This is a genomic window from Thioalkalivibrio sp. ALJ2 (genome assembly GCF_000378325.1).
In the GTDB taxonomy this organism is placed as follows: Bacteria; Pseudomonadota; Gammaproteobacteria; order Ectothiorhodospirales; family Ectothiorhodospiraceae; genus Thioalkalivibrio.
In genome coordinates, this window is sequence record NZ_KB899559.1 from 109,959 (window position 1) to 135,816 (window position 25,858).

The 25,858-nt window shown below is 64.7% G+C and carries 29 protein-coding genes and 1 tRNA gene; 23 read left to right on the forward strand and 7 right to left on the reverse strand.

Features of this window, described 5'->3' with window-relative positions; translation table 11 throughout:
• Positions 1-3 precede the first annotated feature (3 nt).
• The 8 genes from infC (at position 4) to F468_RS0111975 (ending at position 5,528) form a co-directional block, all read left to right on the forward strand.
• A complete protein-coding gene (infC, locus tag F468_RS0111940) occupies positions 4-537 on the forward strand; it encodes a translation initiation factor IF-3 (RefSeq protein WP_081601214.1) in 534 nt (177 codons plus the stop codon).
• A gap of 102 nt (positions 538-639) precedes the next feature.
• The gene (gene rpmI, locus F468_RS0111945; RefSeq protein WP_018139157.1) at positions 640-837 is read left to right on the forward strand and encodes a 50S ribosomal protein L35; all 198 of its coding nucleotides are present in this window, start codon (positions 640-642) and stop codon (positions 835-837) included.
• Between the two features lie 20 nt (positions 838-857).
• Entirely contained in the window at positions 858-1,217 is a 360-nt protein-coding gene (gene rplT / locus F468_RS0111950) for a 50S ribosomal protein L20 (RefSeq protein WP_018139156.1), read from the forward strand.
• Between the two features lie 142 nt (positions 1,218-1,359).
• Entirely contained in the window at positions 1,360-2,388 is a 1,029-nt protein-coding gene (gene pheS / locus F468_RS0111955) for a phenylalanine--tRNA ligase subunit alpha (protein WP_038038722.1), read from the forward strand.
• Complete coding sequence (gene pheT, locus F468_RS0111960; protein ID WP_018995248.1) at positions 2,388-4,748, forward strand: phenylalanine--tRNA ligase subunit beta; 2,361 nt, start codon at positions 2,388-2,390, stop codon at positions 4,746-4,748. Before pheS ends, pheT begins: the two co-directional genes overlap by 1 nt.
• Before the next feature lie 4 nt (positions 4,749-4,752).
• Positions 4,753-5,052 (forward strand): integration host factor subunit alpha, encoded by a 300-nt coding sequence (locus F468_RS0111965; RefSeq protein ID WP_018139153.1) that lies wholly within the window; start codon positions 4,753-4,755, stop codon positions 5,050-5,052.
• On the forward strand, positions 5,036-5,392 hold the full coding sequence (locus F468_RS0111970) for a MerR family transcriptional regulator (RefSeq protein WP_012982329.1): 357 nt from the start codon (positions 5,036-5,038) through the stop codon (positions 5,390-5,392). Before F468_RS0111965 ends, F468_RS0111970 begins: the two co-directional genes overlap by 17 nt.
• A 59-nt stretch (positions 5,393-5,451) precedes the next feature.
• A tRNA-Pro gene (locus F468_RS0111975) sits at positions 5,452-5,528 on the forward strand.
• Between the two features lie 98 nt (positions 5,529-5,626).
• On the opposite strand, the gene F468_RS0111980 is transcribed toward F468_RS0111975, so the two are convergent.
• The 4 genes from F468_RS0111980 to flgA all read right to left on the reverse strand — a co-directional run bounded on the left by F468_RS0111980 (position 5,627) and on the right by flgA (position 8,141).
• Complete coding sequence (locus F468_RS0111980) at positions 5,627-6,343, reverse strand: flagellar brake protein (protein WP_018995249.1); 717 nt, start codon at positions 6,341-6,343, stop codon at positions 5,627-5,629.
• 118 nt (positions 6,344-6,461) lie between these two features.
• Entirely contained in the window at positions 6,462-6,947 is a 486-nt protein-coding gene (locus tag F468_RS0111985; RefSeq protein ID WP_018139151.1) for a flagella synthesis protein FlgN, read from the reverse strand.
• 13 nt (positions 6,948-6,960) lie between these two features.
• The gene (flgM, locus tag F468_RS0111990) at positions 6,961-7,275 is read right to left on the reverse strand and encodes a flagellar biosynthesis anti-sigma factor FlgM (RefSeq protein ID WP_018139150.1); all 315 of its coding nucleotides are present in this window, start codon (positions 7,273-7,275) and stop codon (positions 6,961-6,963) included.
• Positions 7,276-7,406: 131 nt separating this feature from the next.
• Positions 7,407-8,141, reverse strand: a complete 735-nt coding sequence (gene flgA / locus F468_RS0111995) for a flagellar basal body P-ring formation chaperone FlgA (protein WP_018995250.1) — start codon at positions 8,139-8,141, stop codon at positions 7,407-7,409.
• A 243-nt stretch (positions 8,142-8,384) separates the two neighbouring features.
• Here flgA and F468_RS0112000 point away from each other — a divergent pair, with 243 nt between their 5' ends.
• From F468_RS0112000 to F468_RS0112065, 14 genes are all read left to right on the forward strand, one after another.
• Entirely contained in the window at positions 8,385-9,314 is a 930-nt protein-coding gene (locus F468_RS0112000; RefSeq protein ID WP_018139148.1) for a chemotaxis protein, read from the forward strand.
• Positions 9,315-9,587: 273 nt separating this feature from the next.
• Positions 9,588-10,403: a protein-glutamate O-methyltransferase CheR gene (locus tag F468_RS0112005; RefSeq protein WP_018139147.1), complete on the forward strand. Its 816-nt coding sequence runs from the start codon at positions 9,588-9,590 to the stop codon at positions 10,401-10,403.
• Between the two features lie 180 nt (positions 10,404-10,583).
• Entirely contained in the window at positions 10,584-10,994 is a 411-nt protein-coding gene (gene flgB / locus F468_RS0112010; RefSeq protein WP_012982336.1) for a flagellar basal body rod protein FlgB, read from the forward strand.
• A 36-nt stretch (positions 10,995-11,030) separates the two neighbouring features.
• Entirely contained in the window at positions 11,031-11,450 is a 420-nt protein-coding gene (gene flgC, locus F468_RS0112015) for a flagellar basal body rod protein FlgC (protein WP_018139146.1), read from the forward strand.
• A 13-nt stretch (positions 11,451-11,463) separates the two neighbouring features.
• A complete protein-coding gene (locus F468_RS0112020) occupies positions 11,464-12,135 on the forward strand; it encodes a flagellar hook assembly protein FlgD (RefSeq protein ID WP_026278842.1) in 672 nt (223 codons plus the stop codon).
• Positions 12,136-12,160: 25 nt separating this feature from the next.
• Complete coding sequence (gene flgE, locus F468_RS0112025) at positions 12,161-13,387, forward strand: flagellar hook protein FlgE (protein ID WP_018139144.1); 1,227 nt, start codon at positions 12,161-12,163, stop codon at positions 13,385-13,387.
• 29 nt (positions 13,388-13,416) lie between these two features.
• The gene (gene flgF, locus F468_RS0112030; protein WP_018139143.1) at positions 13,417-14,157 is read left to right on the forward strand and encodes a flagellar basal-body rod protein FlgF; all 741 of its coding nucleotides are present in this window, start codon (positions 13,417-13,419) and stop codon (positions 14,155-14,157) included.
• A gap of 35 nt (positions 14,158-14,192) precedes the next feature.
• Complete coding sequence (gene flgG, locus F468_RS0112035) at positions 14,193-14,981, forward strand: flagellar basal-body rod protein FlgG (protein WP_018139142.1); 789 nt, start codon at positions 14,193-14,195, stop codon at positions 14,979-14,981.
• A 4-nt stretch (positions 14,982-14,985) separates the two neighbouring features.
• Positions 14,986-15,684 carry a flagellar basal body L-ring protein FlgH gene (flgH, locus tag F468_RS0112040; protein ID WP_018139141.1) on the forward strand — a complete coding sequence of 233 codons (699 nt, stop codon included), beginning with the start codon at positions 14,986-14,988 and terminating at the stop codon, positions 15,682-15,684.
• 86 nt (positions 15,685-15,770) lie between these two features.
• Positions 15,771-16,904, forward strand: coding sequence for a flagellar basal body P-ring protein FlgI (locus F468_RS0112045; RefSeq protein WP_369699445.1), 1,134 nt, complete (start codon positions 15,771-15,773; stop codon positions 16,902-16,904).
• Positions 16,904-17,959: a flagellar assembly peptidoglycan hydrolase FlgJ gene (flgJ, locus tag F468_RS0112050; protein ID WP_018993597.1), complete on the forward strand. Its 1,056-nt coding sequence runs from the start codon at positions 16,904-16,906 to the stop codon at positions 17,957-17,959. Before F468_RS0112045 ends, flgJ begins: the two co-directional genes overlap by 1 nt.
• A 56-nt stretch (positions 17,960-18,015) precedes the next feature.
• Positions 18,016-19,956 carry a flagellar hook-associated protein FlgK gene (gene flgK / locus F468_RS0112055; protein ID WP_018995251.1) on the forward strand — a complete coding sequence of 647 codons (1,941 nt, stop codon included), beginning with the start codon at positions 18,016-18,018 and terminating at the stop codon, positions 19,954-19,956.
• A 26-nt stretch (positions 19,957-19,982) separates the two neighbouring features.
• Complete coding sequence (gene flgL, locus F468_RS0112060; RefSeq protein ID WP_018995252.1) at positions 19,983-21,212, forward strand: flagellar hook-associated protein FlgL; 1,230 nt, start codon at positions 19,983-19,985, stop codon at positions 21,210-21,212.
• A gap of 85 nt (positions 21,213-21,297) precedes the next feature.
• Complete coding sequence (locus tag F468_RS0112065; protein ID WP_018139136.1) at positions 21,298-21,984, forward strand: hypothetical protein; 687 nt, start codon at positions 21,298-21,300, stop codon at positions 21,982-21,984.
• Between the two features lie 18 nt (positions 21,985-22,002).
• Here the strand turns inward: F468_RS0112065 and F468_RS0112070 are convergent, their stop codons facing one another.
• The 3 genes from F468_RS0112070 to egtC form a co-directional block, all read right to left on the reverse strand.
• Positions 22,003-22,734, reverse strand: coding sequence for an SIMPL domain-containing protein (locus F468_RS0112070; protein WP_018993594.1), 732 nt, complete (start codon positions 22,732-22,734; stop codon positions 22,003-22,005).
• 19 nt (positions 22,735-22,753) lie between these two features.
• Positions 22,754-23,905: an SUMF1/EgtB/PvdO family nonheme iron enzyme gene (locus tag F468_RS0112075; protein WP_018995253.1), complete on the reverse strand. Its 1,152-nt coding sequence runs from the start codon at positions 23,903-23,905 to the stop codon at positions 22,754-22,756.
• Positions 23,906-23,971: 66 nt separating this feature from the next.
• A complete protein-coding gene (egtC, locus tag F468_RS0112080; RefSeq protein WP_018995254.1) occupies positions 23,972-24,754 on the reverse strand; it encodes an ergothioneine biosynthesis protein EgtC in 783 nt (260 codons plus the stop codon).
• 74 nt (positions 24,755-24,828) lie between these two features.
• On the opposite strand from egtC, the gene egtD reads away from it, so the two are divergent.
• Positions 24,829-25,854: an L-histidine N(alpha)-methyltransferase gene (gene egtD, locus F468_RS0112085; protein WP_018649361.1), complete on the forward strand. Its 1,026-nt coding sequence runs from the start codon at positions 24,829-24,831 to the stop codon at positions 25,852-25,854.
• Positions 25,855-25,858: the final 4 nt, after the last annotated feature.

Sequence of the window (25,858 nt, forward strand, 5' to 3'; positions counted from 1 at the left end):
TGAATTGGAGAGAAGGCTATTAGCGCAGCGAAAACGGTCCGCCTGAACGATCAGATCACGTGCCCGCAAATCCGACTGATCGACGCCGAGGGCGAGAATCGCGGCGTCTGCAGTACTGCAGAGGCCCTGGAAATGGCCCAGGAGAGCGGTCTGGACCTGGTCGAGATCTCACCGAATGCGGAACCGCCCGTAGCCCGGATCATGGACTACGGCAAGTTCAAGTTCGAGCAGGCGAAGAAGGCGCAGGAAGCCAAGAAGAAGCAGAAACAGATCCAGATCAAGGAAGTGAAGTTCCGTCCGGGTACGGACGAGGGCGACTACAACGTCAAGATTCGCAACCTGCGCCGCTTCATCGAGGGCGGCGACAAGGGCAAGGTGACCATCCGCTTCCGCGGTCGCGAAATGCGCCACCAGGAGCTGGGTGGCGAGCTGCTGGACAAGATCGAGCAGGACATGTCCGATATCGCGGTCGTCGAGCAGCGGCCGAAGATGGAAGGACGCCAGATGATCATGGTGCTGACCGGCAAGAAGAAGTAGGCCGGTCAGACAACAAGGATCGCGCAGGTCTCCGCATACCTGCCGGTCCTCCCATAAACGGCCGGCCCGAATCGGGTACGGCCCAAAATGCCGGAGAGAGCAATGCCAAAGATCAAGACCAATCGGGGTGCGGCCAAGCGCTTCGCCCGTACCGGGTCTGGGAAGTTCAAGCGGTTCCAGTCGCACCGCAGCCACATCCTGACCAAGAAATCCACCAAGCGTAAGCGTCAACTGCGCAGTCCGGCCATGGTGCACGAGGCGGATGTCGCCGCCGTGCGCAAAATGCTGCCGTACCGTTGATCTGACCGAGGAAGAAAGACATGCCACGAGTCAAGCGCGGTGTAACCGCTCACGCCCGTCACAAGAAGGTCCTCAAACAGGCCAAGGGCTACTACGGCGCCCGGAAGAACGTCTTCCGCGTTGCCAACCAGGCCGTCATCAAGGCCGGCCAGTATGCCTACCGTGACCGTCGCCAGAAAAAGCGCCAGTTCCGGTCGCTGTGGATCGTCCGCATCAATGCGGCGGCCCGTCAGTTCGATCTCTCCTACAGCCGCCTGATGGCGGGTCTGAAGAAGGCCGAGATCGAGATCGACCGCAAGAGCCTGGCCGATCTGGCCGTGCACGACCTGACCGCCTTCGGCAAGATCGCCGAACAGGCCAAGGCTGCACTGCCGGCCTGACGAGGTCCTGCAGGATTACCCGCCGGGCGCTGCCTGGCGGGTCCCGGAAAGGGGAGGGTCGACGCCCTCCCTTTTTTGTTTCGGGAACAGGGAACACCGGGACGGCGGGCAACCGCCGCCCCGTCACTTTCGGGGAATGCACGTGGAGCAACTGCAACAGCTCGTCGCCGAGGCCCGCGACCGCATCGAGGCGGCCACTGACCTGAAGGCGCTGGATGATGTCCGGGTGCAGTACCTGGGCAAGAAGGGCTCGATTACCGCTCAGCTGAAGGAGCTCGGCAAGCTGCCGGCGGAGGAGCGTCCGGCCGCCGGCCAGAAGGTCAACGAGGCCAAGACCGAGGTCGCCGGCCTGATCGAGGCCCGCAAGCAGGCCCTGGCGGACAGCGCCCTGGCCGAGCAGCTGGCCAGCGAGCAGGTGGATGTGACCCTGCCGGGGCGCCGCCTGCCCGAGGGTTCGCTGCATCCGATCACCCACACCCTGGAGCGCATCGAGGCATTCTTCGCCGGGCTGGGGTTCCGCGTGGCCGAAGGGCCCGAGGTCGAGGACGACTTCCACAACTTCGAGGCGCTGAACATCCCCGAACATCACCCCGCGCGGGCGATGCACGACACGTTCTACTTCGACGCCCACCGCGTCCTGCGCACCCATACCTCGCCGGTTCAGATCCGGACCATGGAACAGCAGAAGCCGCCGCTGCGCGTCATTGCGCCGGGGCGGGTCTATCGCTGCGACTCCGATCTGACGCACAGCCCGATGTTCCACCAGGTCGAGGGGCTCTGCGTGGACGAGGACATTACCTTCGCGGATCTGCGTGGCGTCTTGAGTGCGTTCCTGCAGAGCTTCTTCGACCGCGACGACCTGGCCACGCGCTTTCGTCCGTCGTATTTCCCGTTCACCGAGCCCTCGGCCGAGGTCGATATCCAGTGCGTGCACTGCGGTGGCGATGGCTGCCGGGTTTGCAGTCATACCGGCTGGCTGGAGGTGATGGGCTGCGGCATGGTGCATCCGAACGTGCTGGGCCATGTGGGCATCGACCCGGAACAGTACACCGGCTTTGCCTTCGGCCTCGGGGTCGAGCGGATGGCGATGCTGCGCCACGGCGTGAATGACCTGCGCCTGTTCTTCGACAACGACATCCGATTCATTCGCCAATTCGGACGGACCGGCTAATGCGCATCAGTATTCAGTGGCTGCGGGACTGGCTGCAGATCGACGAGACCCCCGAGGAGCTGGGCCACCGCCTGACCATGGCGGGGCTGGAGCTGGACGCGATCGAGGCGGCGGCACCCGCGTTCAGTGGTGTGCGCGTGGGCCGGGTGGCGAAGGTGGAGCCGCATCCGGATGCCGATCGCCTGCGTGTCTGCCAGGTCGATGTTGGGGAGGCCGAACCGCTGACCATCGTCTGCGGCGCGCCCAATGTGCACGAGGGCATGGTGGCGCCGGTCGCCGTGGTTGGCGCGGTGCTGCCCGACAACTTCAAGATCAAGAAGTCCAAGCTGCGAGGCGTCGCCTCCGCGGGCATGCTGTGTTCGGCACGCGAACTGGGCCTTGCGGAGGACGCCGAGGGCCTGCTCGCACTGCCCGCGGACCTCAAGATCGGCGCGGATCTGCGCGCGGCACTGGGCCTGGATGATCACATCCTGGAGGTGGACCTGACCCCGAACCGCGCCGACTGTCTCGGGATGCGGGGGATTGCCCGTGAATGCTCGGCGCTGCTCGATCGGCCGCTGAACGAGAACGTGGCCGAGCCGGCCGGGGCGGAACTGGACGCACGTGTTGCGATCCAGGTCGAGGATACCGAGGCCTGCCCGCTGTACGCGGCGCGCGTGCTCGACGGTCTGGATGCGCGTGCGTCCACGCCTTTGTGGATGACCGAGCGCCTGCGGCGGGCCGGGGTGCGTCCGCTCAGCGCAATCGTGGATGTCACGAACTACGTGATGCTGGAACTCGGGCAGCCCCTGCATGCGTTCGACGCGGGCCGTCTGGGTGACACCATCGAGGTGCGCTGGGCGCGCTCCGGCGAGGCGCTGACCCTGCTGGGCGGGGACCAGAAAGTCGAGCTCGCCGAGCAGGACCTGGTAATCGCCTCGGCCACCACTGCGGTGGCGCTGGCGGGGATCATGGGCGGCGCCGACAGCGCCGTGGATGACGACACGACGCGGGTGGTGCTCGAGTGTGCCCACTTTGCCCCGCTGGCACTGGCCGGGCGCGCGCGGGCCCATGGCCTGCACACCGATGCCTCGCATCGCTTTGAACGTGGTGTGGATCCGACCCTGGTCGAGCGGGCTATGGAGCGTGCTACGCGTCTGTTGCTGGAGATCTGTGGCGGGCAGTGCGGGCCGGTGGAGCGTGTCGGCGAGCTGCCGTCGTCTCATTTCGACCAAGCGATTCGACTGCGCCGGCCCCGCATCGAACGGCTACTGGGGACGACGTTCGCGGATGAAGAGGTCGAGCGCATCCTGGGCGCCCTGGGTTGCCAGGTCGCTTCCTCGGATGACGGCTGGCAAGTCCGGGCCCCGCGTGCCCGCTTCGACATGGAGCGCGAGGAGGACCTGATCGAAGAGCTGGCGCGGGTGCATGGCTACGACCGTCTGCCGCAGCGCCTGCCGTCCCCGGTGGCGCCGGCCGAGCGGCCACCGGCCTTGCGTGGTCTGCGCGATCAGTTGGCGAGTCAGGGGTTTCACGAGGTCATCAGTTTCAGCTTCATCGATGCCGAGGCCTCGCGGTCTTTCTATCCGACGGTGGAGCCGCTGGGCCTGGCCAACCCGATCTCCAGTGACTTGGCGGTAATGCGCCCCGGCCTGTGGCCCGGTCTGGTCGCCACGGCGGCCTATAACCAGGCGCGCCAGCAGCCGGACCTGCGCCTGTTCGAGCATGGCCTGCGATTTGTGCCGGATGCCTCCGGCCTGCGCCAGGAGCCGCGTCTCGCGGGCCTGCTGGGCGGGCGGGCGCAGCCGGAGCACTGGGAGGCCGCGTCGCGCCGCGTCGACTTCTTTGATGCCAAGGGTGTCGTCGAGGCACTTTGTGCCTCCGTGGAGGCGCCGCTGGGCTTTCGCTCGGAGAAACATCCTGCGCTCCACGACGGGCAGTCCGCGCGGATTATGGCGGGTGATCGCCCCATCGGTTGGGTCGGGCGTCTGCACCCGGCGCTTTGCAGGCAGTTCGATGTCGAGCCGGTGTATCTGTTCGATCTCGATGCGCGGGCGATCCTGCGCGCACCGGTCGCCCAGTTCGCGCCGCTGTCGCCATATCCGTCGATCCGGCGTGATCTTGCCCTGGTGGTGCAGGCGACCGTTCCGGCCGGTGATGTGCTGAACGCGATCGAAGAACTGGGGCTGGAGCTGGTGCAGGATGTCCGGCTGTTTGATGTCTACCAGGGCAAGGGCTTGAATCCGGACGAGAAGAGCCTCGCTTTGGGCTTGATTTTGCGGGCTTTTGATCGCACCCTAGGCGAACAGGACGTGGCAAGCGTCACCGACAAGGTCGTCGAGCATCTGCACGCTCGCTTCCAGGCAACCCTGAGGCAGTGATTCCATGGCAGCAGTGACGAAGGCGGATCTTGCCGCCACGCTGAACGAAGAACTGGGCCTGAACAAGCGCGAGGCCAAGGAATTCGTCGAGATGTTCTTCGAGGAGATGCGCCAGTCGCTGGAAGAGGGCGAGGGCGTGAAGCTCTCCGGCTTCGGCAACTTCATCCTTCGCGACAAGAACCAGCGGCCCGGGCGCAATCCGAAGACCGGCGAGGAAATCCCGGTCTCGGCGCGGCGCGTCGTCACCTTCCGCCCGGGGCAGAAGCTGCGCGAGAGGGTCGAAAGCTATGCTGGAAGCGAGTAACCACCAGGAACTGCCCGCGATCCCGGGCAAGCGCTACTTCACCATTGGCGAGGTCGCCGAGCTGTGTCAGGTGAAACCTCACGTGCTGCGCTACTGGGAACAGGAGTTCCCGATGCTCGAGCCGGTCAAGCGGCGGGGCAATCGGCGCTACTACCAGCGCCAGGACGTGATCCTGATCCGCCAGATTCGGGCCCTGCTGTACGAAGAGGGCTATACGATCAATGGCGCGCGACAGAAGCTGTCTGGCGACGAGGCCAAGGGTGATCGCCAGCAGGCACGCCAGATCATCCAGGATACGATCTCGGAGCTGGAATCGGTGTTGCGTGTATTGCGCGCCTGAGAGGTCTTCTGGTCCGGGTCCTTTCGTGGGGGCAGGGAATCGGATATGATTCGCGGCTTCGGGGCGTAGCGCAGTCTGGTAGCGCATCTGCATGGGGTGCAGAGGGTCGCAGGTTCAAATCCTGCCGTCCCGACCAAGTTCAACGACTTGAAGGATATTCTTCAGGTGAAAAAAGAGGCCGCATCGAGCGGCCTTTTTTGTGTCTGGAGTGAGGGAAGAGACTGGCCTCGTCTGTTACTCCATCGAACGCCGGCGCGCCTCGCGCTGATAGTGCAGCAGGGCGATGTTGAACTGCCGCTCCAGCCACTGGTTCATGCCGGTGACCTGGAAGCCGGCATACACGTATCCGTCGCGCGGGCTGCGACGGCGATTGGCCAGACGCAGGTCGCCGCCCAGGCGTTCGCCAACTTCGGGCAGTAGCAGGTTCTCGAAACGCATCGGGGTCCCGATCTCGATTGTTTCGACCCAGTCTTGTGGTACCTCCACGCACATCCCCTGGGCCGAAAGATCGGCCAGGTCCCCGATACCGGGCTCTTCCCATTCGCGGTACTGCAATTCGACGCGCGGGCGCTCGCTGATCGGGATATGGACGCGAAAGGTCTCGCGTCGCTGGAGATATTCCAGGGTCTCGGGATAGGGGCAGACGTAAAGGGCCCCGGCGTCCTCGCGTTCGATGCGCGAGACGGCGGTGGAGAAGCGTACGGCCACCCCGCGCAGGCTGGCGAATACCCGCATGCCAGTGCCTTCCTGGGCGTGGCGATTCGCTTCGATGGGCGTGAGTTCGTCGAGGAAGAGCTCGCGTGCACCGGAATCAAGGCGAACCAGCGCGGAGTTGTACAGCGGGCCATCGTCGTCGAGGCGGACGTTGACGAGGGTGAGCTTGTGATCCAGATCCTTGAGGATGCCGGCAATCCGCTCCGGCTTGTCGACGGTGTAGTCGGTCTCTCCCATACGTGGCGTTGTTGTAATTATTGGGCCAAGCCGCACGGTACTGCCGAGCGGTCCGGAATGCCAGCCCCGGGTGTGAGGCGGAGAAGGGCGGAGAGGTGTCGCGCAGAGCGCGCGCGGGTCATGCGCGGGTGATGCGCCGACCGGTACGGCTGCCGGACTGGGTGCGGCCGTAGGGGTCGTAGGTGGGAGCCGGGCCGGGTTCCTCGCCGCGCAGGATCTGGATGGACATCTCCACGCGACGACGGTCGCGATCGATCAGTCGGGCATTCCCCTGGTTGAGGGTATTGCAGCGCTCCACCGAGCGGCGTAGCGCCTGCCAGTGGTCGTCCAGCTCGGCGCCTCCCTCGAGCCGACCGAACAGCCGTGCAAGTCCCTCGGGCGTATACGTTTCGCCGGCGGCCTCGATCGTCTCGCGCTGTCGCCGGCTTTCGGTTTCGAGTTCCTGCAGTAGCGTCTGCTTCTGGGCCACGACTTCACGCAGGGTCTCGGCGGCCCGTGATTCCACCGCACGGGTCTCCTGCAGCAGGATGTCCTCCATCTGGTGGCTCAGCCGAATCGAGGCCTCCAGCGAGCGGAGGAAGGCGTGGCGTTGTTCGGGCGACATCGTCGGGTCTCTGTTAGCGCAACAGGCTTTCCAGCTCGATCATGCGATCGGCTAGCTGTTCGTTGTCTACCGGGTACTGACCGTTGGAGATGGCCTCGCGCAGCTCGGCGACTCGCGCCTCGTCGAACGGGGCGTTGCTGGCGGCCCCGGAGGCGGCGTTCATTGCCTGCGCCGCGCCGGTCAGGGTGACAGAGTCATCCTGACGTACGGGTGAGGATGCATTGCCCTGGGCGCCTGCGTCGGGGCGAGAGGTCTCATCGCGGCCCTTCACGCTCGAGCTGTTGCCATCCGGGCGCAGGCCGGGGGAGTTCGGGCCTTTGATATCCATTATTCGGTTTCCTGTTTTTGCAATTCTACTGCAGGGGTTAGCGGCAGCACCGGCTGAAACTGTAGCCCCTTGAGCTGTGAATTTTCGATTCGCTTCACAGTTTGTGGATGGTGACGAGACACACCGCCATTCTACAGGGCAACGCGTACATGTCCGGACTCGAGCACCTCGCCTTCCACGACGCGTCCGGACGAGGTGTTCTTCACGCGGATGCGATCGCCCAGGATGCCATTCTCCAGCGCCTCGCCCTGCATGCGGATCACCACCGAGCCGTTCTCGGCCAGGATGGTGACGCGCTGGCCGCGGCTGACCACCTCGCGCTGGGTGACGTGCTGCTGGCCCAGGATCTGACCGGGCCGGATGTTGCGCCGGGTCTGCAGCCCCACCAGTTCGCCCTTGTTCTCGAAATAGCTCCCCGCATGGCGAGAGGTCTGAATTCGCTTGGTGCGCAGATCGCCGGGGAGGATCGTGTGCTGGCGTCGCAGGCTGCGGCTGGCGACCAGCACCTCGGCGTAGCGCTCGACCGTGACTGGCACATAGATCGACCAGCTGACGGGGGTCTCGCACTGAACCTGTACCGCCGTATTGCCATCGCGTCGCCCGCCGGGCGGGAACCGGGTCTCCAGTGCCTCGCTGCATCGGGCCAGGCGCAGGCGGTTGTCCAGCCGGCCGATCTGAATCTCTACCGCTTCGTCGCCTGGTGTGAGGTTCAACTCCTCCTGGATGAAGTGCTCCGCCGCCAGGCGGATGTTTTCCACTGCCTCGATCTCGGCCTGTGCCGCAATGGAGACCAGGGCCAGAACGACGCCCATGGCGGCCGAAAGCCACCAGGAGCGAATGGAAGGTTTGCGTGCTGACTGGTTCATTGGTCTGGATGCGCGTCGGCTTGTCAGGACTCGAGAGGTTTGCAGAGACGTGCAAGCAGAAAACATGCCAGGCAATCAGGAGCGTACCCTCAAGAGTCACAGCGGCCGGCCGTTATCGGGTCTAGAACGCGTGCAATCGGCATGCGACGGCGGGTTGTGGCATGACAGCGTCGGTCTGCGGGGTGCACACTGGGGCCGGCGAGTCGAGGTGGCTGGCCGCTGGGCGAGGGGGAGAGCAGGACAATGAGTCAATTCATTGACGATGTGAATCAGCGCACCCAGCTGGTGGGGCAGAACCGTATGGAGCTGCTCCTGTTTCATTTGGGGAGCTCGCAGACTTTCGGTATCAACGTATTCAAGGTGCGCGAGGTGATCCCGTCGCCGCCGCTGCGGCAGATTCCCGGATCGCTGAGTGTGGTGCGTGGTGTGGCTACCCTGCGTGGCGGAACCGTCCCCATCATCGATCTGGCGCGCGCGATGGGGCTGCGTACCGCCGTGGGCGAAACGGGCGACCACAAGGTGGTGGTGACCGAGTTCAACCGGTCGGTACAGGGGTTCTGGGTGTCCGCGGTCGACCGGATCGTCAACGTTAACTGGGAAGACGTGAAGTCCCCGCCTCGTGGGACCGGGCGCGAGTCGTTTCTGGTGGCGGTCACCGAGATCGACAACAAGCTGGTCGAGATCATTGACGTCGAACGGGTACTGTCGATCGTCAACCCGTTGCCATCCACGGTATCCGACGCGGTGCGCGCGGAGGCCGAGGAAGAACGCGCCAAGCATGGACAGCGCAAGATTGTGATCGTTGATGACTCCGTGGTCGCGCGCAAGCAGATCGAGGGTGCGATCAAGGGCCTGGGCTGGGAGTACGTGGTCTTCAAGGATGGTCGCGAGGCGCTGGATTTCCTGGAGGAGCAGGCCGAGGCCGGCACCGTGGACGAGGTGGTGGAGCTGGTGATTTCGGATATCGAGATGCCGCGCATGGACGGCTATACCCTCACCGCTCGAATTCGTGCGAACGATCGCCTGAAAGGCCTCCGGGTTCTGCTGCACTCGTCACTGAGTGGGGAGTTCAATACGGATATGGTCAAGCGTGCCGGGGCCGACGCCTTCCTGTCCAAGTTCAACCCCGACGAGCTGGCCGAGGCTGTGCTTGACCAGACCCGCAAGGACTGATGCCGGTGCCTGCGCCGTTTGCGTTAGTCGACCGAGTCGACCCTGGCGGCATGGAAGCGGTAACGGATTGCCGGCCGCATGAACATCAGCGGCCATGGCGCGCCGCATCGATCACCCGTTGGGATGCTGTCGGCGTCCGCGCGGTTGCACGTATACTGCATCCGTCCGGCATGGGGGATCGCGTGTTCCCCAGTCGGGTTTTCCGACACGCTGTCAAGGATTCGTCATCAACGTGCCCGTCCGCCCGTACCGTCGACTTTCAAGGATGACTTCGTGATCGACTCGCGTGACTACGAGGAGTTCTCGCGTTTTCTTTCCGAGTGCTGTGGCCTGGTGCTGGGCGACAGTCGTCAGTATCTCGTGTCGAGCCGACTGTCGCGGCTGCTGGACGAGTTCGGCTACAAGAGTGTGCCGGAGCTGCTGCACGCAATGCGCCAGGCGCCCAACCCGCGCCTGCGCACGCGTGTGATCGACGCGATGACCACGAACGAAACCTCCTGGTTTCGCGATGGCTTCCCGTTCGAGATCCTGCGCCATGTACTGCTCCCGGAACGGGCGGAGAAAGGCGCAGGGATCAAGGTCTGGTCGTCCGGCTGCTCCAGCGGACAGGAGGCCTACAGCATCTCGATGGTGGCGTCCGAGTGGGAGGAATCGCGGCCCAAGCGTGTGGTGCCGGTATCGATCCTGGGTACGGATCTCTCGGAGAAGATTCTGGACGATGCCCGGCGCGCGGTGTACGACGGGCTGAGCATCGTCCGTGGCCTGAGCGAGGCGCGGCGCGCCCGCTTCTTCGAGACCGTGGCGGAGGGCCATCGCGTACGCCCGGAGATCCAGCGCCGCTGCCGTTTCCAGAAGCTCAACCTGATCGACAGCTATGCGGCGCTGGGCAAGTTCGACATCGTGTTCTGTCGCAACGTGCTGATCTATTTCTCCGCCGAGACCAAGCGACAGGTTCTTGACGGAATTGCCCGCCAGATGAATCCCGGTGGCTATCTGTTTCTTGGCGCTTCCGAGACAGCGGGTCCTTACACCCAGGCCTTCGAAACCGTTCGCACCGAGTACGGCTCCGTCCTTCGCCTGAAGGGCTGATCGGCCCTTTCCGCCTTTCCATACGGTCGCTCCCGCGATCCGGGCGCCACCCTCGGCGCTGCTCTCCCAACCTCTTTCGGCCCATAGTGGCACACCAATTGCTTTGTCCCTGTCGTACGGGGCGAAGCGGTTTCGTCCCGAGGAACCTGAAGTTCGCCAGTGGCGGACGGGGTACGACGGATGAGTCTCTCTCTCGACAAGGCGATGGGCATTCTCCCGGAGGCGGTGAACGTCCGTGCGAAGCGGATGGAGCTGCTGGCCTCGAATATCGCGAATGCCGATACGCCGAATTACAAAGCGCGCGATATCGACTTTCGCTCGGTGCTGCAGGCGGCGGCCGGCGAGGGCGGCAACATGCCGATGGCGAGCACACATCAGGGCCATATCGGCGCCGGCGGGGCGGGTGGTGCCAACGGGTCGATGGAGACGCTTTATCGCGTGCCGTCGCAGCCGTCTCTGGATGGCAACACGGTGGACCCGCAGCTGGAGCGAGCGGCCTTTGCCGAGAATTCCCTGCAGTACCAGAGCAGCCTCGAGTTCCTGAACCGCCGGGTTTCCGGCATCCGTGATGCTCTGCGGGGCGAGCGCTAATGCGAGCGCCAACGCTGGGAACAGGAGAGTGATGTCGTGAGTGATCTGTTTAATCTGTTCAACACCTCGGCCTCCGCGCTGACCGCGCAGTCGGTGCGGCTGAATACGGTCGCGTCGAATCTGGCCAACGCCAACACCGTGGCGACCAACCCTGACGAGGCCTACCGGGCGAAGCAGGTGCTGTTTCAGACCGTGATGAACCAGGCCGATCCGAACGGCGCCTCCAATGGCGTGCGGGTGGCGGGAATTGATGAGTCGCGCGCGCCGCCACAGGCGCACTACGAACCAAACCATCCGCAGGCCAACGAAGACGGCTACATCTTCCGTCCCGCGATCAGCGTGGTGGAGGAGATGGCCAACATGATGTCGGCCTCGCGCAACTACGAAGCGAACGTCGAGGTGATGGAGACCTCGCGCCAGCTGTTGCAGCGAACGCTGCAGATCGGCCAGGGCTAAACCGGAGCCTCCCATGACTCAGATATCACCCGAAATGCTGGACCGCTTGGGCCTGTCACGTCCCAAGCAGGACGACAAGGAGACGGATCGCCTGGGTCAGGACGATTTCCTGAAGCTGATGACTACCCAGCTGCAGAATCAGGACCCGTTTGAACCGATGGAAAACGGGGAGTTTATCGGTCAGATGGCTCAGTTCTCGACCGTCACGGGGATCGAAGAGCTTTCGAAGTCCTTCGAGAAACTCGCTCAGTCCATGGGCCAGAGCCAGACCCTGCAAGCGGCCTCCCTGGTGGGTAAGGACGTCCTTGTCCCAACCGACTTCAGCGAGTTGGGTGCGGATGGCACGGTGCGCGGCGCCGTGGATCTGGATCAGTCGACCGGGCAGTTGCAGGTCGAGGTGTACAGCCCCACGGGTGAACGCATCCGAAGCATGAATCTGGGTTCGGCCAGTGAGGGGCTGCAGGAATTCACCTGGGACGGTCTGCGCGATGACGGGACGCCTGCGGCCCCGGGCGTATATGAATTCCGGGCGTCGGCCCAGAGCGGTTCCAGTAGTGAATCAGTAGATGTCTTCCTCGACGCCCGCGTCGAGAGCGTTTCGGTAGGCGACGATTCCAGCCTGGGCCTGATGGTCCGTGGCCTGGGCGAGATCAATTTCTCGGATGTCCGGCGCATCAGCAGCTGACGGACTCTAACGGAGGTAGACCAGTATGCCCTTCAATATCGGATTGAGCGGACTGAACTCGGCGCAGGCCGATCTGCAGACCACTGGCAACAACGTCTCGAATGCCGGCACGACCGGTTTCAAGCGCTCGCGCGCCGAGTTCGGTGATGTCTTTGCGCAGAGTTTTGGTGGCGTCAGCCAGACCGCGACTGGGGGTGGTTCGCGTCTCATGGCGGTGACACAGCAGTTCTCGCAGGGACGCACGGAGTTCACCGAGAACGGTCTCGACCTCGCGATTGATGGCGAGGGCTTTTTCGTGATGAACGATGGTGGCAATCGTGTCTATACGCGCGCTGGCGAGTTTCAGGTAAACCGCGACGGCAACCTGGTGAACAACCAGGGTCAGCAGCTGCAGGGCTATCCGCCAATCAACCCGGGCAGCACGGATACTGATTTCAATACCGGACAGCTTGGGGATTTGCGTCTGCAGACAGGGGCCTCCGCGCCGCAGGCTACCAGTGACATTGAGGCTCTGGTCAATCTCCAGTCGGATGCTCCAATCCTGGATCCGGGCGAGTTCGAGTTCGATGATCCGGACAGCTATAACTACTCGACGTCCCTGACGGTGTATGACTCGCTGGGGACGTCCCGCGATGCGCGCATCTACTTCGTGAAGAGCGACGAACGAGAGTGGACGGCCTTCATGAGCGTTGACGGCGAGCCGATCAACGAGGAAGAAGGCTTCGAACTCTCTTTTGACGCCAGTGGCCAGCTGGATGGCAACACGGAATTCCCGTTCTCCACGGAAGATTTTACCAACGGGGCTGAAGGTCTGGATGGGACGATCGACTTTGCCGGGACCACTCAGTTTGGTGGCGACTTTGCGGTGAACGATCTTGGCCAGGACGGGTTCGCTTCGGGCCGGCTGACGGGGGTCGACATCGATTCCAGCGGGGTGGTGTTCGCGCGCTTCACCAACGGCCAATCTTCCGTTCTGGGGCAGGTCGCTCTGGCCAACTTCACCAACCCACAGGGCCTGGAGCAGCTGGGCAACAACAACTGGGCCGAGACCTTTGCGGCCGGTGATCCAGTGTTTGCCTCTCCGGGCACCGGCAACCTGGGCGAGATCCAGGCCGGTGCCCTGGAGGCCTCGAACGTCGATATCGCCCAGGAGCTGGTGAATCTGATCACCGCGCAGCGCAACTTCCAGGCGAACGCGCAGACGATCTCCACGGCCGACCAGGTCACCCAGACCATCATCAACATCCGCTAGGTCAGGGACAGGGACACGAGGGCACAGGCATGGATCGATTCCTCTACATCGCGATGTCCGGCGCGAAGGAGACCATGCACGCGCAGTCGGTCAACAACCACAACCTGGCGAATGCCAATACCGACGGCTTTCGCCAGGCACTGGCCAACGCGAACACCGTCCCCGTGCGGGGTCCGGTATTCGATTCGCGCGACTACGCACAGCTGGGCACCGACGGCACGGACTTCTCCAAGGGCCAGATGCAAAGCACCGGTCGCGATCTGGACATCGCGATTGAAGACCAGGGTTTTATCGCGGTGCAGGGCCCGGACGGCGAGGAGGGTTACACCCGGGCGGGTTCCCTGCATGTGGATGCGTTCGGGCTCTTGCGCACCGCACAGGGGCACCAGGTCCTGGGGGATGGCGGCCCGATCGCGATCCCGCCGTCGGAGAAGATCGAGATCGGCACGGACGGCACGATCAGCGTGCGCCCGCAGGGAGTGGGGCCGGAGGCCCTGGCCGCGATCGAGCGTATCCGCCTGGTGAACCCGGACGTGAATGAACTGGAGCGCGGCGATGACGGCCTGTTCCGCATGGCCGACGGCGGCGAGGCGCCGCCGGATGCCGAGGTGCGGGTGGTCTCGGGCATGCTCGAGGGCAGCAACGTGAATACCGTCGAGGCGCTGACCCGGATGATCGAGCTGTCTCGCCACTTCGAGATGCAGGTAAAGATGATGGACAGCGCCAACACGCTGGAACAAAGCAGCAACCGGCTGCTGGGCCTCGGCTGACGCGGCCCCCATTGCAGGACTGACAGGAGAGCACCATGAACCAGGCACTGTGGATTGCCAAGACCGGCCTCGACGCGCAGCACACGCGCATGTCGACGGTCTCGAACAACCTGGCCAACGTGAATACCACCGGCTTCAAGAAGGACCGTGCGGTGTTCGAGGATCTGATCTACCAGACCGTACGCCAGCCGGGCGCCCAGGCCACCCAGGATCAGCAACTGCCCTCGGGGCTGCAGATCGGTACCGGTGTGCGCGCCGTGTCCACCGAGAAGATGTTTACCCAGGGTAACCTGCAGCAGACCGACAACTCGCTGGATGTCGCGATCGAAGGGCGGGGTTTCTTCCAGGTCCTGATGCCCAATGGGGACATTGGTTACACACGGGACGGCAGCTTCCAGCTCAATGCCGATGGCGAGGTGGTGATGTCGAACGGCTATCCGCTGCAGCCGGGCCTGTTCGTGCCGCCGGATACCCAGTCGCTGGCGATCGGCAAGGATGGGACCGTGACCGCGCAGATCCCGGGGCAGGCCGAACCGGTGGAGCTGGGGAACATCCAGCTGGCGGACTTCGTGAATCCGGCGGGTCTGCAGGCGATGGGCGAGAACCTGTTCCAGGAGACTGCGGCCTCCGGCGTCGCCCAGCAGGCCCAGCCCGGGCTGAACGGTACCGGCACCCTGGTACAGGGCTCGCTGGAGACCTCGAACGTGAACATCGCCGAGGAGCTGGTGAACATGATCGAGACCCAGCGCGCCTACGAGGTCAACTCCAAGGCGATCTCCGCGGCCGACCAGTCGCTGCAGTTCGTCAACCAGACGATCGGGTAGCGCGATGAACCGGCTTGAGACCCTGATGCGACCGATCCTGGGCCTGGCGGCTGTGGTGGTGCTGTCCGCCTGCGCCGCGACCCAGCCGACGATGCCCGGGGACAACCCGGACTACAACCCCGTGATGCCGCCGCAACCGGTGCCGCAGGCCCAGAACAATGGCGGCATCTACCAGGTCGCGCAGTCTCAGGGCCTGTTCGAGGACTACAAGGCACGCCAGGTGGGCGACATCCTGACCGTGATCCTGGCCGAGAGCACCCAGGCGCAGAAGTCCGCCTCGACCTCTACGCAAAAGGATTCGAACCTGGATCTCGGCAATCTGCAGGCGTTCGGCGGCGAGGCGACCCACCGTGGCCGTCCGTTGTTCGGTGCCAGCAATACCAGCAGCCGTGACTTCGATGGCTCCGGCGACTCGTCGCAGAGTAACCAGCTGGATGGCGAGATCACCGTGACCGTCGCCGAGGTACTGCCGAACGGCAATCTCGTGGTGCAGGGCGAGAAGTGGCTGGGCATCAACCAGGGCGAGGAATACGTGCGCTTTCGCGGCATCGTGCGCCCGGTGGACGTGACGACCAACAACACCGTCTTGTCGACGCAGGTGGCCAATGCGCGGGTCTACTACGGCGGCACGGGTGTGCTGGCCGACAGCAACACGCCCGGGTGGATCACCCGCTTCTTCAATAGCCCCTGGTGGCCGTTCTGAGCGGGAGATCCGAGATGCAACGAACAGGGTACAAGTCGCATCGGCGCAGCATGCGCCGCATCGCAGGGCGCGTGCTGCCCGGTCTGATGGTCGCCATGGGGCTACTGCTGGGCGGAATCGCCGGCGCGCAGGCCCAGACAGCGATCCAGCAGCAGGCGGCGATGCAGGAGCGCACCTACACCGAACGGGTCAAGGACGTGGCCAGTGTCTTCGGCGTGCGCGAGAACCAGCTGGTGGGCTATGGCCTGGTCGTGGGGCTGGACGGTACGGGCGACCAGACCACGCAGACCCCGTTCACCATCCAGAGCCTGAACAACATGCTCGGCCAGCTGGGGCTGACCCCCGAGGCCGGCAACCCACAGTTGCGCAATGTCGCGGCCGTCATGGTTACAGCCGACCTGCCCCCGTTTGCCAAGCCCGGTCAGCGCATCGACGTGACCGTCTCCTCGATGGGGAACGCGACCAGCCTGAGGGGCGGGACCCTGCTGATGACGCCGCTGAAGGGCGCGGACGGGCAGACCTATAGCATCGCCCAGGGCAACCTGGTTGTGGGCGGTTTCGGTGCCGAGGGGCAGGACGGGTCACGGATCACCGTGAACGTCCCAAGTGTCGGGCGTATCCCGAATGGCGCGACGGTCGAGCGCGAGGTGCCGACCGCTTTTGCCCAGGGCGACCACGTGACCCTGAACCTGAACCGTCCGGACTTCACAACGGCCAACCGGCTGGTGGAGACCGTCAACGACACGTTTGGGCCTGGCGTGGCCCATGCACTGGACGGATCCTCGGTGCGTGTGCGCGCGCCCCAGAACCCGGACCAGCGCGTGGGTTTTGTCGCCGAGCTGGAGAACCTGCCCATCGAGCGAGGTGCGCCCCCGGCACGGGTGATCGTGAACTCGCGCACCGGGACCGTGGTGATCGGCTCGAGCGTGCAGGTGACCCCGGCGGCGGTCTCTCATGGCAGCCTGACCGTCACCATCAGCGAGGCCCCGCAGGTGGTGCAGCCGCTGCCCTTTGCCGAGGGCGAGACCGCGGTGCAGCCGCAGACGGACATTGCTATCCAGCAGGACGATAGCACCATGTTCCTGTTTGACCCCGGCACCTCGCTGGACGAGATCGTGCGCGCGGTGAACAACGTGGGCGCGGCTCCGGGTGATCTGGTGGCCATCCTCGAGGCCCTGCGCGAGGCGGGCGCCCTGCGCGCGGAGCTGGTGGTCATCTGATGATCTCCTCCGGCCACGATCTCTCCATGCAGGCACGCTCGGCGCTGGCCAGCGACCCGAGCGGCCTGCGCGACCTTGGGCGCGCCGCCCAGGGAGGCGGGGACGAGGCGCTGGAGGCGGTCGCACGCGAGTTCGAGGCGATGCTGATCGGCCAGATGCTCAAGCAGATGCGCGAGGCCTCGCTGGGCGACGGACTGTTCGACAACGAGCAGAGCAAGATGTACCTCGAGATGCAGGACCAGGAATTCGCCAAGGCCATGAGTCAGGGGGACGGGATTGGACTGCGCGAGGTACTGATGCAGCAGCTGTCGCAGCAGAGCCAGCCGCAGGACGGGCAGGGTCTGCGGGATCCCGAGCGGCTGGCGTCCCTGGATCTCCCGCAACGCCGGGGTGACCTGAATTTCCGGCGCCTGTCCGACGAACAACGCGAACTCGAGCCCGTCGCGCCCGTGCGTCCTGCACAAAGCGACACGGGGGCTGGAGCCGGTGAGCTCCAACGGCTGGGCGGTGCGCCGAGCCCGCTGGCGATCGACTGGCCGCCACGCGACCCGTCCGAGTTTGTTGCGACACTGGAACCCCTGGCACGGGAAGCGGCTGCCGACCTGGGCGTGGAGCCCGGCATCCTGCTGGCGCAAAGTGCCCTGGAGACCGGCTGGGGACGCCACGTGCCCTCGCGCGAGAACGGCCAGCCAAGCTTCAACCTGTTCGGGATCAAGGCCGACTCCCGCTGGGAAGGGGATCAGGTCGCCGTGGGCACCCTTGAGTACCGTGATGGCGTGGCCCAGCGCGAGCAGGCACGTTTCCGCGCGTACGCCGATCCGGCGGATTCCTTCGCTGACTACGTCGACTTTATCCGCAACAATCCGCGCTATCACCGCGCCCTTCAGGCTGGCGACGATGTCCAGTACATCCGTGAGCTGCAGGCCGCCGGCTACGCGACCGACCCCGCCTATGCGGACAAGGTGCTGCGGGTACGCGATCAGCTGTCGGGCTTTGTGATTCCCGAACCGACTCAAGCATTGGCCGAGCCGGCCGTTACCCGAAACGAGGGGTAGACCATGTCGCAGACACGTAAATCCAGCTGGGCGAGCCTGACCGGGAGGGGCGGGGTATGAGTGTCTCCGGTATTGGGACCTCCGCGCTGCTGGCGTTTCAGCGCGCGATCGGCACGACCAGCAACAATATCGCCAACTCCGCGACCGAGGGCTACAGCCGTCAGCGCACGGAGCTGGGCAACCTGAACCCGCAGTTCCTGGGTGGCTCGTATCAGGGGCAGGGGGTCGGCGTGGATGCCATCCGGCGCATCTCGGATGACTTCGTCAACACCCAGCTGCGCACCAGCATCTCCGAGCAGTCCAACGCCCAGGCGAAGGCGGATCTCGCCGGACGGATCGACAACCTGCTGGCGGACGAGGCCAGTGGCCTGGCGCCGGTCTTGCAGGGGTTCTTTGATGCCGCCTCCGACGTGGCCAATGATCCGACCTCCAATGCTGCACGCACGGTGTTCCTGACCGAGGCCGAGTCGCTGGCCGAGCGCTTCAAGGCCATCGACGGGCGCCTGGAGGAGCAGCGGCGCATCCTGAATGGGCAGATCGAGACCAACGTCAAGGAGATCAACCAGCTCGCCGAATCGCTGGCGGGCCTCAACCGCGAGATCGTTGCCAAGAGCACCCAGGGCACACCGAACGACCTGCTGGACCAGCGCGACCGTGTGCTGAACCAGCTGGCGGAGAAGATCGACGTCACCACGGTCGAGCAGGACGACGGCGCGCTGAATGTGTTCATCGGCAATGGTCAGGCGCTGGTGCTGGGCGGAACCAACCAGTCGCTGGTGGCCGAATCCTTCTCCGGGGACCCGGGCAAGTTAGAGGTCGGTATTCAGTCGGGCAGTGGGGTAGCGAATGTGACTCGCTTCCTGCAGGGCGGTGAGCTCGGGGGGCTGCTGGAGATTCGCGACTCGGTCATCGACACCGCGCAGAACACCCTGGGTCAGATCGCCACCCAGCTGGGACAGGCCTTCAACGAGCAGAACGCCCAGGGTCTCGATGCCGATGGCCAGATCGGGGGCGACATCTTCGGGATCGGCGAACCCGCAGTATGGGGACGTTCCAGTAACGCCGAGAGTGGTGTCCCGGGCGTTGAGATCGCTGACGCCGACCGGCTGACCACATCCGACTACCGTCTGCGCGTAAACAGCGACGAGGAGTTCGAACTACTGCGGCTGCCGGGCAATCAGGTGGTGGAGATGGAAGACCTCGGCGACGGTCGCTTCCGAGCCGACGGCATGATCATCGACGTAAACGAGCTCGATAATCCCGATGACCCCACGGAGGGCGACAACTGGCTGATCCAGCCGACCCGCAATGGCGCGCGCGACCTCGAAGTCGTCTTGGATGACCCGGCCGGGATCGCCGCAGCTGCAGCTCTCCCAGAGGCGACTGTTGCCGACGGGGATGACTGGAGCGGTACGGTAGATGCCCTCGAAGTTGCCGACGGGTTTGATCCATCCTTGCTGGACAGCGCGGCCACTATCGTTATCGATAGCGATACTGACGAATACGTGGTCGAGGACGCCGATGGCAACGAGATTGGCCGGGGGGCAGTGAATGGTGGGGATTCGGTCACAATTGAGACTGAGCATGGCTGGTCGATCACGCTCAGCGGTGAGCCCGGTCCGGATGACCAATTGACCATCGGGCTCGACCGCGACCGGCCGGGGGATAACCGCAACATGCTCGAGATGGCTGATCTGTCCGAGGCTCGCACAGTTCAGACAGAAGACGGCGAACGTCGTGTACCCGGCTTTGGTGATTCCTACAACAGCCTGATCGCGAATGTCGGCACGCGCACGCGACAGGCCAATGTGGCGCTGGACTCCGCGAATGCCCAGCTGGAGCAGGCCAAGGCCCAGCGCGAGTCGATCTCGGGCGTGAATCTGGATGAAGAGGCCGCCGACCTGATCCGCTACCAGCAGGCCTATCAGGCCGCCGCCCAGGTGATCCAGGTCAGCAACTCGCTGTTCGACAGCCTGCTGGGCGCGTTCCGCCGTTAGGCGACTTGTGATTCGAGGGAACCCCGATGCGTATCTCCACGACCCAGATCTTCCAGAGCGGGATCAACCAGATCCAGGCGGGCCAGGGCGAACTCAACCGCACCTCGCTGCAGCTGGGCTCCGGCAAGCGCATCCTGTCGCCATCGGACGACCCGAGCGGCGCGACCCAGATCAACCAGTTCGAGCGCATCATCAAGGCGACCAAGCAGTTCCAGCGCAACATGGAGAACACCCAGCCGCGCATGCAGCAACAGGAATCACTGCTGCAGCAGGGCACCGATGCCCTGCAACGTGCGCGCGAGCTGGTCGTCACCGGCAACAACGACAGCCAGACGCGTGAGACCCGCGGGTACCTGGCCGACGAGCTGCGCCAGATCCGCGACGGCCTGCTGGATGTTGCCAACACCAAGGATCCCAATGGCGAATACATTTTCGCTGGCACCAAGTCCCAGAATCAGCCCTTCCGGCAGGATGGCGACGGCGAGATCCGTTACGAAGGGGCTTCGGGTGCGGGGAGTGTGCGCGAGGTGGCCGTTTCGGCCGATCGCAAGATCGCGGTGGGCCATGATGGCGCGGCCGTGTTCATGGATATCCCGGAGAACGATGGCCGTGTCGGTGCCGAGGTCGTCGAGAACAATGGGTCGCTGGTGCTGGAGAAAACTGGCGTCACGAGTGTTTCCGACCTGGATGATCGCGAATACAGCATCTCCTTCGACGAGAACGGCGATGGGGGGCTTGTCTACAGCATTACCTATGTCGACGAGGACGGCGGTACTGTTTCGCTGGAAGAGGATGTCCCCTATGTATCGGGCGAGTCCATCGAATTCGCCGGCCGCAGCGTGACCATCAGCGGTACGCCCGAGCCGGGTGACGAGGTGCTATCGCGTCCGGCCGAGAATTTCAGCGTGTTCCAGACGCTGGATCGCATTATCGATGCCCTGGAGCGCAGTGGCGACTCCGCCAGTGCGCGGGCGGATCTGGCCAGCGCCAGCAACACCGCACTGGCGGATCTGGATGCCGTGCTTGGTAACTTCAGCGACAAACGTGCCGAGCTTGGGAGCAAGCTGAAGGCCTTTGACCAGCAAAAGGACCTCAACGAGGACCGGATGCTGGATCTGGAAAGCGCGGTGTCGCAGATCCGCGATCTGGACTATGCCGAGGCGATCAGCCGCTTCAACCAGCAGCAGGTGGCGCTTCAGGCGGCCCAGCAGACCTATACCCAGGTCAACCGGCTCTCCCTGTTCGACTTCATCTAGGCAGAAGCGCCTGCGCACACGCGTGGGTGTCTGTGCGACCATATTGCGATCCCCATGAAGCGTCCCCCAGGGACGGAACCGCGCAATGGCCAAATACAACGAACCCTCCGCACCGATCCAGTACCGCTCCACCGGGCGGCCCCCGCGCTATCTGATCGTCCTGCTGGTGCTCGCGGTCATCTGGGCGGCGTTCTGGGGCGTGGTGATGCTGCAGTCCGGCGAGCCGAAGCCCGTGACCCTGAGCGAGCAGGAGCAGGTGGAGCTCGAGGCCAAGCTGCAGGCGATCTCTGCACCCGATGCACCGCGCCCCGATCAGGCCCCCAGTGAGCCGATCATCGACCTCGAGGCGGAAGCGGAGCCGCTGATCCCCGAACTCTACGAAGAGACCGACGAGGCGCGGATCGTCCAGTTCAGCGAACGCGAGCTGAATGCCCTGATCGCGCGCGATCCGGACCTGGCCGGCCGGGTGGCGGTCCGCCTGACGCCGGGGCAGGTGAGCACGCGCGTGCGCATCGACGTGCCGGCGGATGTGCCGCTGATGGGCGGGCGTGTGCTGAACGTGCGCTCCGGTGTGCGCTTCGAGACCGAAGGCGAGGAACTGCGAGCTCGGCTCGTCGGTGTGTCCGTCGCCGGCATCCCCCTGCCGGATGCGTGGCTGGGCGGCCTGAAAGACGAGGACCTGCTGGCGCTGGAGCCCTTCCAGCACCTGCGCGCGGGGATCGAGAGCATCGATGTGCGCGAAGGGGAGCTGGCCCTGCATCTCGCACGCTAGCCAGCTCCTGTAGATTGACTACGGGTCGACGCGCAGCGTCTCGCCCCCCAGCGCTTCGACTTTGGCGCGCACGGTGACGGAAACCGTGGACGTCCCGGCCTCCAGTGCAGGCTGGCTGGCGGCTTCGTCCATCGCGCGCATCGCCATCATCGGCTGCGGGCGGTCATAGCCGCTGTCGACGAGCTCGACTTCCACGGGGCGCAGATGGGTAGCCCCCAGGGAACGTGCCATCGCGCGGGCCTGTTCCTTCCAGTCGTGCATGGCGGCCTCCAGCAAGGCCTTGCGGTGCTCCTGCTGTGTCTCGCGGCTGAGCGAGAAGCGGATCTGGCCCACGGTGAGTTCGTCTCCCTGGAGGGCCCCGACCAGCTCGGTCAGGGTCTCGAAGTCGCTACTGACGAGTTCCAGGGTCTGCTGGACCTGCCAGGCTGTGATCTGGCCAGGTTTGTCGCGGTCGTGGATGGCCTGTGTCGTGTAGCTGCGGGTCGACGCCTCGACCGCGTCGTAGTCTTCCGCGCGAGCCAGGGCCTGTTCCATGCGGCGGTTGACCGTGTCTGCGGCGTCCCGTGCGTCCGGGGCACGGGCCTGGGCCTGCATCTGGACCGTCATGCGGTCATGCTCCACCTGCTGCTCGGCATGGCCGGAGAGCATCAGTGTGGTGTTTCCATCGGCGCTGGCCAGGGCCGGGATCAGCAGCAGGGCGCTAAGCCAGAGGCATGCAACAAGGGGACGCAGGGATAGGGTGCGGCTCATGGGATGTTATCCGGTGGGGTCAGGGTTCCATCGTACGTGCGACGCGCACGCCGGCAAAGACATGGCGTTTCTCCGGGGTGAAGAAATTGCGCATGCTCGGGCGTTTCAGCAGCGGATCGCTCCAGTCGCTGCCGCCGCGCAGGACGTAATGCTGGCCGTCAAACCACGGGGCCGAGTATTCGTTGTAGGGGAACGGGCGGAATCCGGGATACGGTGCGAACGGATTTCCGCACCACTCCCATACTCGGCCGGTGCCTCGCAGCGATCCCTCGCGCTGAGCATGTTCCCATTCGTGTTCGTGGGGCAGCCGGGCGCCGGCCCAGCGGGCGAAGGCCTCGGCCTCGAAGCGGGATACGCCCACCACCGGGGCATCGGCGTTGCGCTGTACCGTTCCCTCCGGCAGAACCTGCAGGCCAATGTCGGTCCCGGACCCGCGCCACCCGAGTGGGGTCCGGATGTCGTGGGCGTTGCGCCAGTTCCACCCCTCGCGGCTCCATAGTTCGGGGCGGTGATAGCCGGCCTCCTGCATGAAGGCCTGCCATTCCCCGTTGGTGACAGGGTCGCGCCGGATGGCAAAGGGCGCGAGTTCCTTCCCGTGAACGCCCTTTTCATTGTCGAAGACCAGTACGTCGTCGCTGCCTACGGTGGTGTGCACGGCATCCCATTCGCGCCAGGATTGCGAGGTGATCTCGGGCGCCTGCAGGCGGGGTTCCGAGTGGCCGGGCTCAGGCCCCTGAAGGCGGGCAAACCAGCGCACCTGAGCCAGGGTCTCCAGGTGCATCGCGTGGTGCTGGGCAAGGAACCCCGTCAGGTACTCGTCAGCCATCAGCGGGTGGTCGAGGATCTCGGCGTTACGCGCAAGCCAATCGCGATGCCGGAACTGGAGCTCGCGTCCCCATCGAGTGAGTCGATCGAGCGCGGGGAGGCGTCCACCCCGGCGCCATTTGGGGCTGAGTTCCGGGAAATAGAGGTCATGCCAGTCCCGCGTGCGGGGTGGTGGGTGCCCGAGAATACGCTCGCGCAGCCAGACGGCCTCGATGAAGTGGCAGTGGGCGTAGTGCCAGCCGATCGGGCTAAGGTCCGGGTGATACTGGTTACGCCAGATTTCGGCGGGTGTGCTTTCCAGTGCACTGTTCAAGCGCTCGTGCTGACGGGCCAGGTCGTCCAGCAAGGACGAAGAAGAGACGAGGCTTGCTGGAGGGTCGAATGCTGGGGTGCTCATATCCGAGTGGAAAGGCTAGAGCGCAAGGAGTTCCGGTGGCTCGTCAGGATCCAGGATCAGGATGTGCCCTGAAGGGACGGGGCGCCAGCGCTCGCGGTCCGTCAGCGGCTCGGAGGCGACGATCACCGAGTCCTCGGGGAAGTCGTCATCGTCGGACGTGTAGTACAGGCTGGGGCAGGGGCTGTTGATCGCATGGCGGCTGGCGACCAGACGGCGCCCGTCGGACAGGAGGACGTTGAGCAGGGCCATTTCGTCGCCGAGCCAGGTTTCCAGTGTTGAAAAGGCCTCGCCCAGGGCGCCTTCCAGTGTGGCGTTCTCGTCATCCGCCAGGAACTGGCGGACCAGGGCAAACAGGTATTCAGAATCCGTGGTGCCCTGGATGCCCTCCTCGATCTCGGGCGTCAGCAGGTTCTCGATCTGGCGGCGGATCTGCGGCCGGAAGCCGCCAATGAGCCCATTGTGGCTGCAGAGCAGCCCGTCGATGGCGAACGGCTGGGCATTGACGGTGTCGCCCCCGAACCCGGGGGTCGCGCTGCGGATGGCGGAGATCCACAGCGGTTCTTCCAGTGTTTCGGCGAGTGCTTGCAGGTTCGGGTCCTGCCACAGGGGGTCGGCACGCCGATAGCAGCGCGCGGTGCCGTCCTCGCTGAACCAGCCAAAGCCGAACCCATCCGCATTGACGCGGGCGTAAACCAGCTCCTGCGGGGCAATCGCCTGCTCGATCAGATTGTGCGGTGGGTCCAGCAGTATCCGCCTGAGTGCCAGTGGCGGGCCGAGATAGGCAAGATGGCGACACATTGGTGCGGACTCGCGGTTGGGAGGTCGGGAGTTTCATGGTAGCGTGCCGGGAACCCCGAAGCACGGATGTGCCCATGAATCCCGAGAGTCCTGCCATGTCGCTCCCGGAGCGCTATACCCGTCATGTGGTGCAGGTGCGCGATCCCCATGCGGAGTTGGTAGCGGACTTTTGCAAGGGCATGCTGGAGGCGCCGCGCTGGCTGCCGCCAAAGTACTTCTACGATGCCCGTGGCTCGCAGCTTTTCGATGCCATTTGCGACACGCCCGAGTATTACCCCACTCGACTTGAATCGGCCCTGCTGGAGTCCCGAGCGACCGAGATCGTCGAGACCTCGGGTGCCCATACGTTGATCGAGCTCGGCAGTGGGACCTCGCGCAAGACCGAGTACCTGATCGCTGCGTTGAACGAGCGCGTCGACGATCCGTATTACGTCGCCAATGATGTCTGTGGAGAGATCCTCGACGAGGCGGCCGAGCGACTGCTGGGACGATTCCCGACGCTCGTGATCGAGGCCCTGTGCGGTGACTATCTCGCCGCGCTTTCGGCTCTGCCGACGCTGACACCTGTCCCAATAGCCCCGCGCCTGTTCACCTTTCTCGGTGGCAGCCTGGGGAACTTCGAGGACGCCGAGGCGATCGCCCTGCTGTCGCAGATTCGCGCCGCCATGGGCGCGGAGGATCGGCTCCTGCTCGGGCTGGACCGGGTCAAGGCTATTCCCGTGCTGGAGGCGGCCTACAACGACGCGGCCGGTGTGACGGCAGCGTTTAACCTGAACCTGTTGTCCGTCCTCAATCGTGAGTTGGGAGCCGATTTTGATCCCGATGGTTTCCGCCATCGCGCCCCGTTCGTCGAGGCGCATTCACGTATCGAGATGCACCTGGTCGCCCAGGGTGATCAGACCGTCCAGGTCTCCGAACCCGCGACCACCCTGCAGTTCGCCGATGGCGAGTCCATTCGCACCGAGATCTCGCGCAAGTTTACGCGCCCGATGGTGCAGCAACTGCTGTCCGGCGCCGGACTGGCACAGGTGGCGGAGTGGTCGGCGCCGGATGAGGCCTACAGCCTGTTCCTGCTGGCCCCGGGAGGCGCACAGGCATGAGCCG

Excerpts from the sequence above, each read along its gene's own strand:
- rpmI (WP_018139157.1), top strand. The coding sequence starts at position 640 with ATGCCAAAGATCAAGACCAATCGGGGTGCGGCCAAGCGCTTCGCCCGT.
- rplT (WP_018139156.1), top strand. The coding sequence starts at position 858 with ATGCCACGAGTCAAGCGCGGTGTAACCGCTCACGCCCGTCACAAGAAG.
- pheT (WP_018995248.1), top strand. The coding sequence starts at position 2,388 with ATGCGCATCAGTATTCAGTGGCTGCGGGACTGGCTGCAGATCGACGAG.
- F468_RS0111965 (WP_018139153.1), top strand. The coding sequence starts at position 4,753 with ATGGCAGCAGTGACGAAGGCGGATCTTGCCGCCACGCTGAACGAAGAA.
- F468_RS0111970 (WP_012982329.1), top strand. The coding sequence starts at position 5,036 with ATGCTGGAAGCGAGTAACCACCAGGAACTGCCCGCGATCCCGGGCAAG.
- F468_RS0111980 (WP_018995249.1), bottom strand. The coding sequence starts at position 6,343 with ATGGGAGAGACCGACTACACCGTCGACAAGCCGGAGCGGATTGCCGGC.
- F468_RS0111985 (WP_018139151.1), bottom strand. The coding sequence starts at position 6,947 with ATGTCGCCCGAACAACGCCACGCCTTCCTCCGCTCGCTGGAGGCCTCG.
- flgM (WP_018139150.1), bottom strand. The coding sequence starts at position 7,275 with ATGGATATCAAAGGCCCGAACTCCCCCGGCCTGCGCCCGGATGGCAAC.
- flgA (WP_018995250.1), bottom strand. The coding sequence starts at position 8,141 with ATGAACCAGTCAGCACGCAAACCTTCCATTCGCTCCTGGTGGCTTTCG.
- F468_RS0112000 (WP_018139148.1), top strand. The coding sequence starts at position 8,385 with ATGAGTCAATTCATTGACGATGTGAATCAGCGCACCCAGCTGGTGGGG.
- flgB (WP_012982336.1), top strand. The coding sequence starts at position 10,584 with ATGAGTCTCTCTCTCGACAAGGCGATGGGCATTCTCCCGGAGGCGGTG.
- F468_RS0112020 (WP_026278842.1), top strand. The coding sequence starts at position 11,464 with ATGACTCAGATATCACCCGAAATGCTGGACCGCTTGGGCCTGTCACGT.
- flgE (WP_018139144.1), top strand. The coding sequence starts at position 12,161 with ATGCCCTTCAATATCGGATTGAGCGGACTGAACTCGGCGCAGGCCGAT.
- flgF (WP_018139143.1), top strand. The coding sequence starts at position 13,417 with ATGGATCGATTCCTCTACATCGCGATGTCCGGCGCGAAGGAGACCATG.
- flgG (WP_018139142.1), top strand. The coding sequence starts at position 14,193 with ATGAACCAGGCACTGTGGATTGCCAAGACCGGCCTCGACGCGCAGCAC.
- flgH (WP_018139141.1), top strand. The coding sequence starts at position 14,986 with ATGAACCGGCTTGAGACCCTGATGCGACCGATCCTGGGCCTGGCGGCT.
- F468_RS0112045 (WP_369699445.1), top strand. The coding sequence starts at position 15,771 with ATGGTCGCCATGGGGCTACTGCTGGGCGGAATCGCCGGCGCGCAGGCC.
- flgJ (WP_018993597.1), top strand. The coding sequence starts at position 16,904 with ATGATCTCCTCCGGCCACGATCTCTCCATGCAGGCACGCTCGGCGCTG.
- flgK (WP_018995251.1), top strand. The coding sequence starts at position 18,016 with ATGAGTGTCTCCGGTATTGGGACCTCCGCGCTGCTGGCGTTTCAGCGC.
- flgL (WP_018995252.1), top strand. The coding sequence starts at position 19,983 with ATGCGTATCTCCACGACCCAGATCTTCCAGAGCGGGATCAACCAGATC.
- F468_RS0112065 (WP_018139136.1), top strand. The coding sequence starts at position 21,298 with ATGGCCAAATACAACGAACCCTCCGCACCGATCCAGTACCGCTCCACC.
- F468_RS0112070 (WP_018993594.1), bottom strand. The coding sequence starts at position 22,734 with ATGAGCCGCACCCTATCCCTGCGTCCCCTTGTTGCATGCCTCTGGCTT.
- egtC (WP_018995254.1), bottom strand. The coding sequence starts at position 24,754 with ATGTGTCGCCATCTTGCCTATCTCGGCCCGCCACTGGCACTCAGGCGG.
- egtD (WP_018649361.1), top strand. The coding sequence starts at position 24,829 with ATGAATCCCGAGAGTCCTGCCATGTCGCTCCCGGAGCGCTATACCCGT.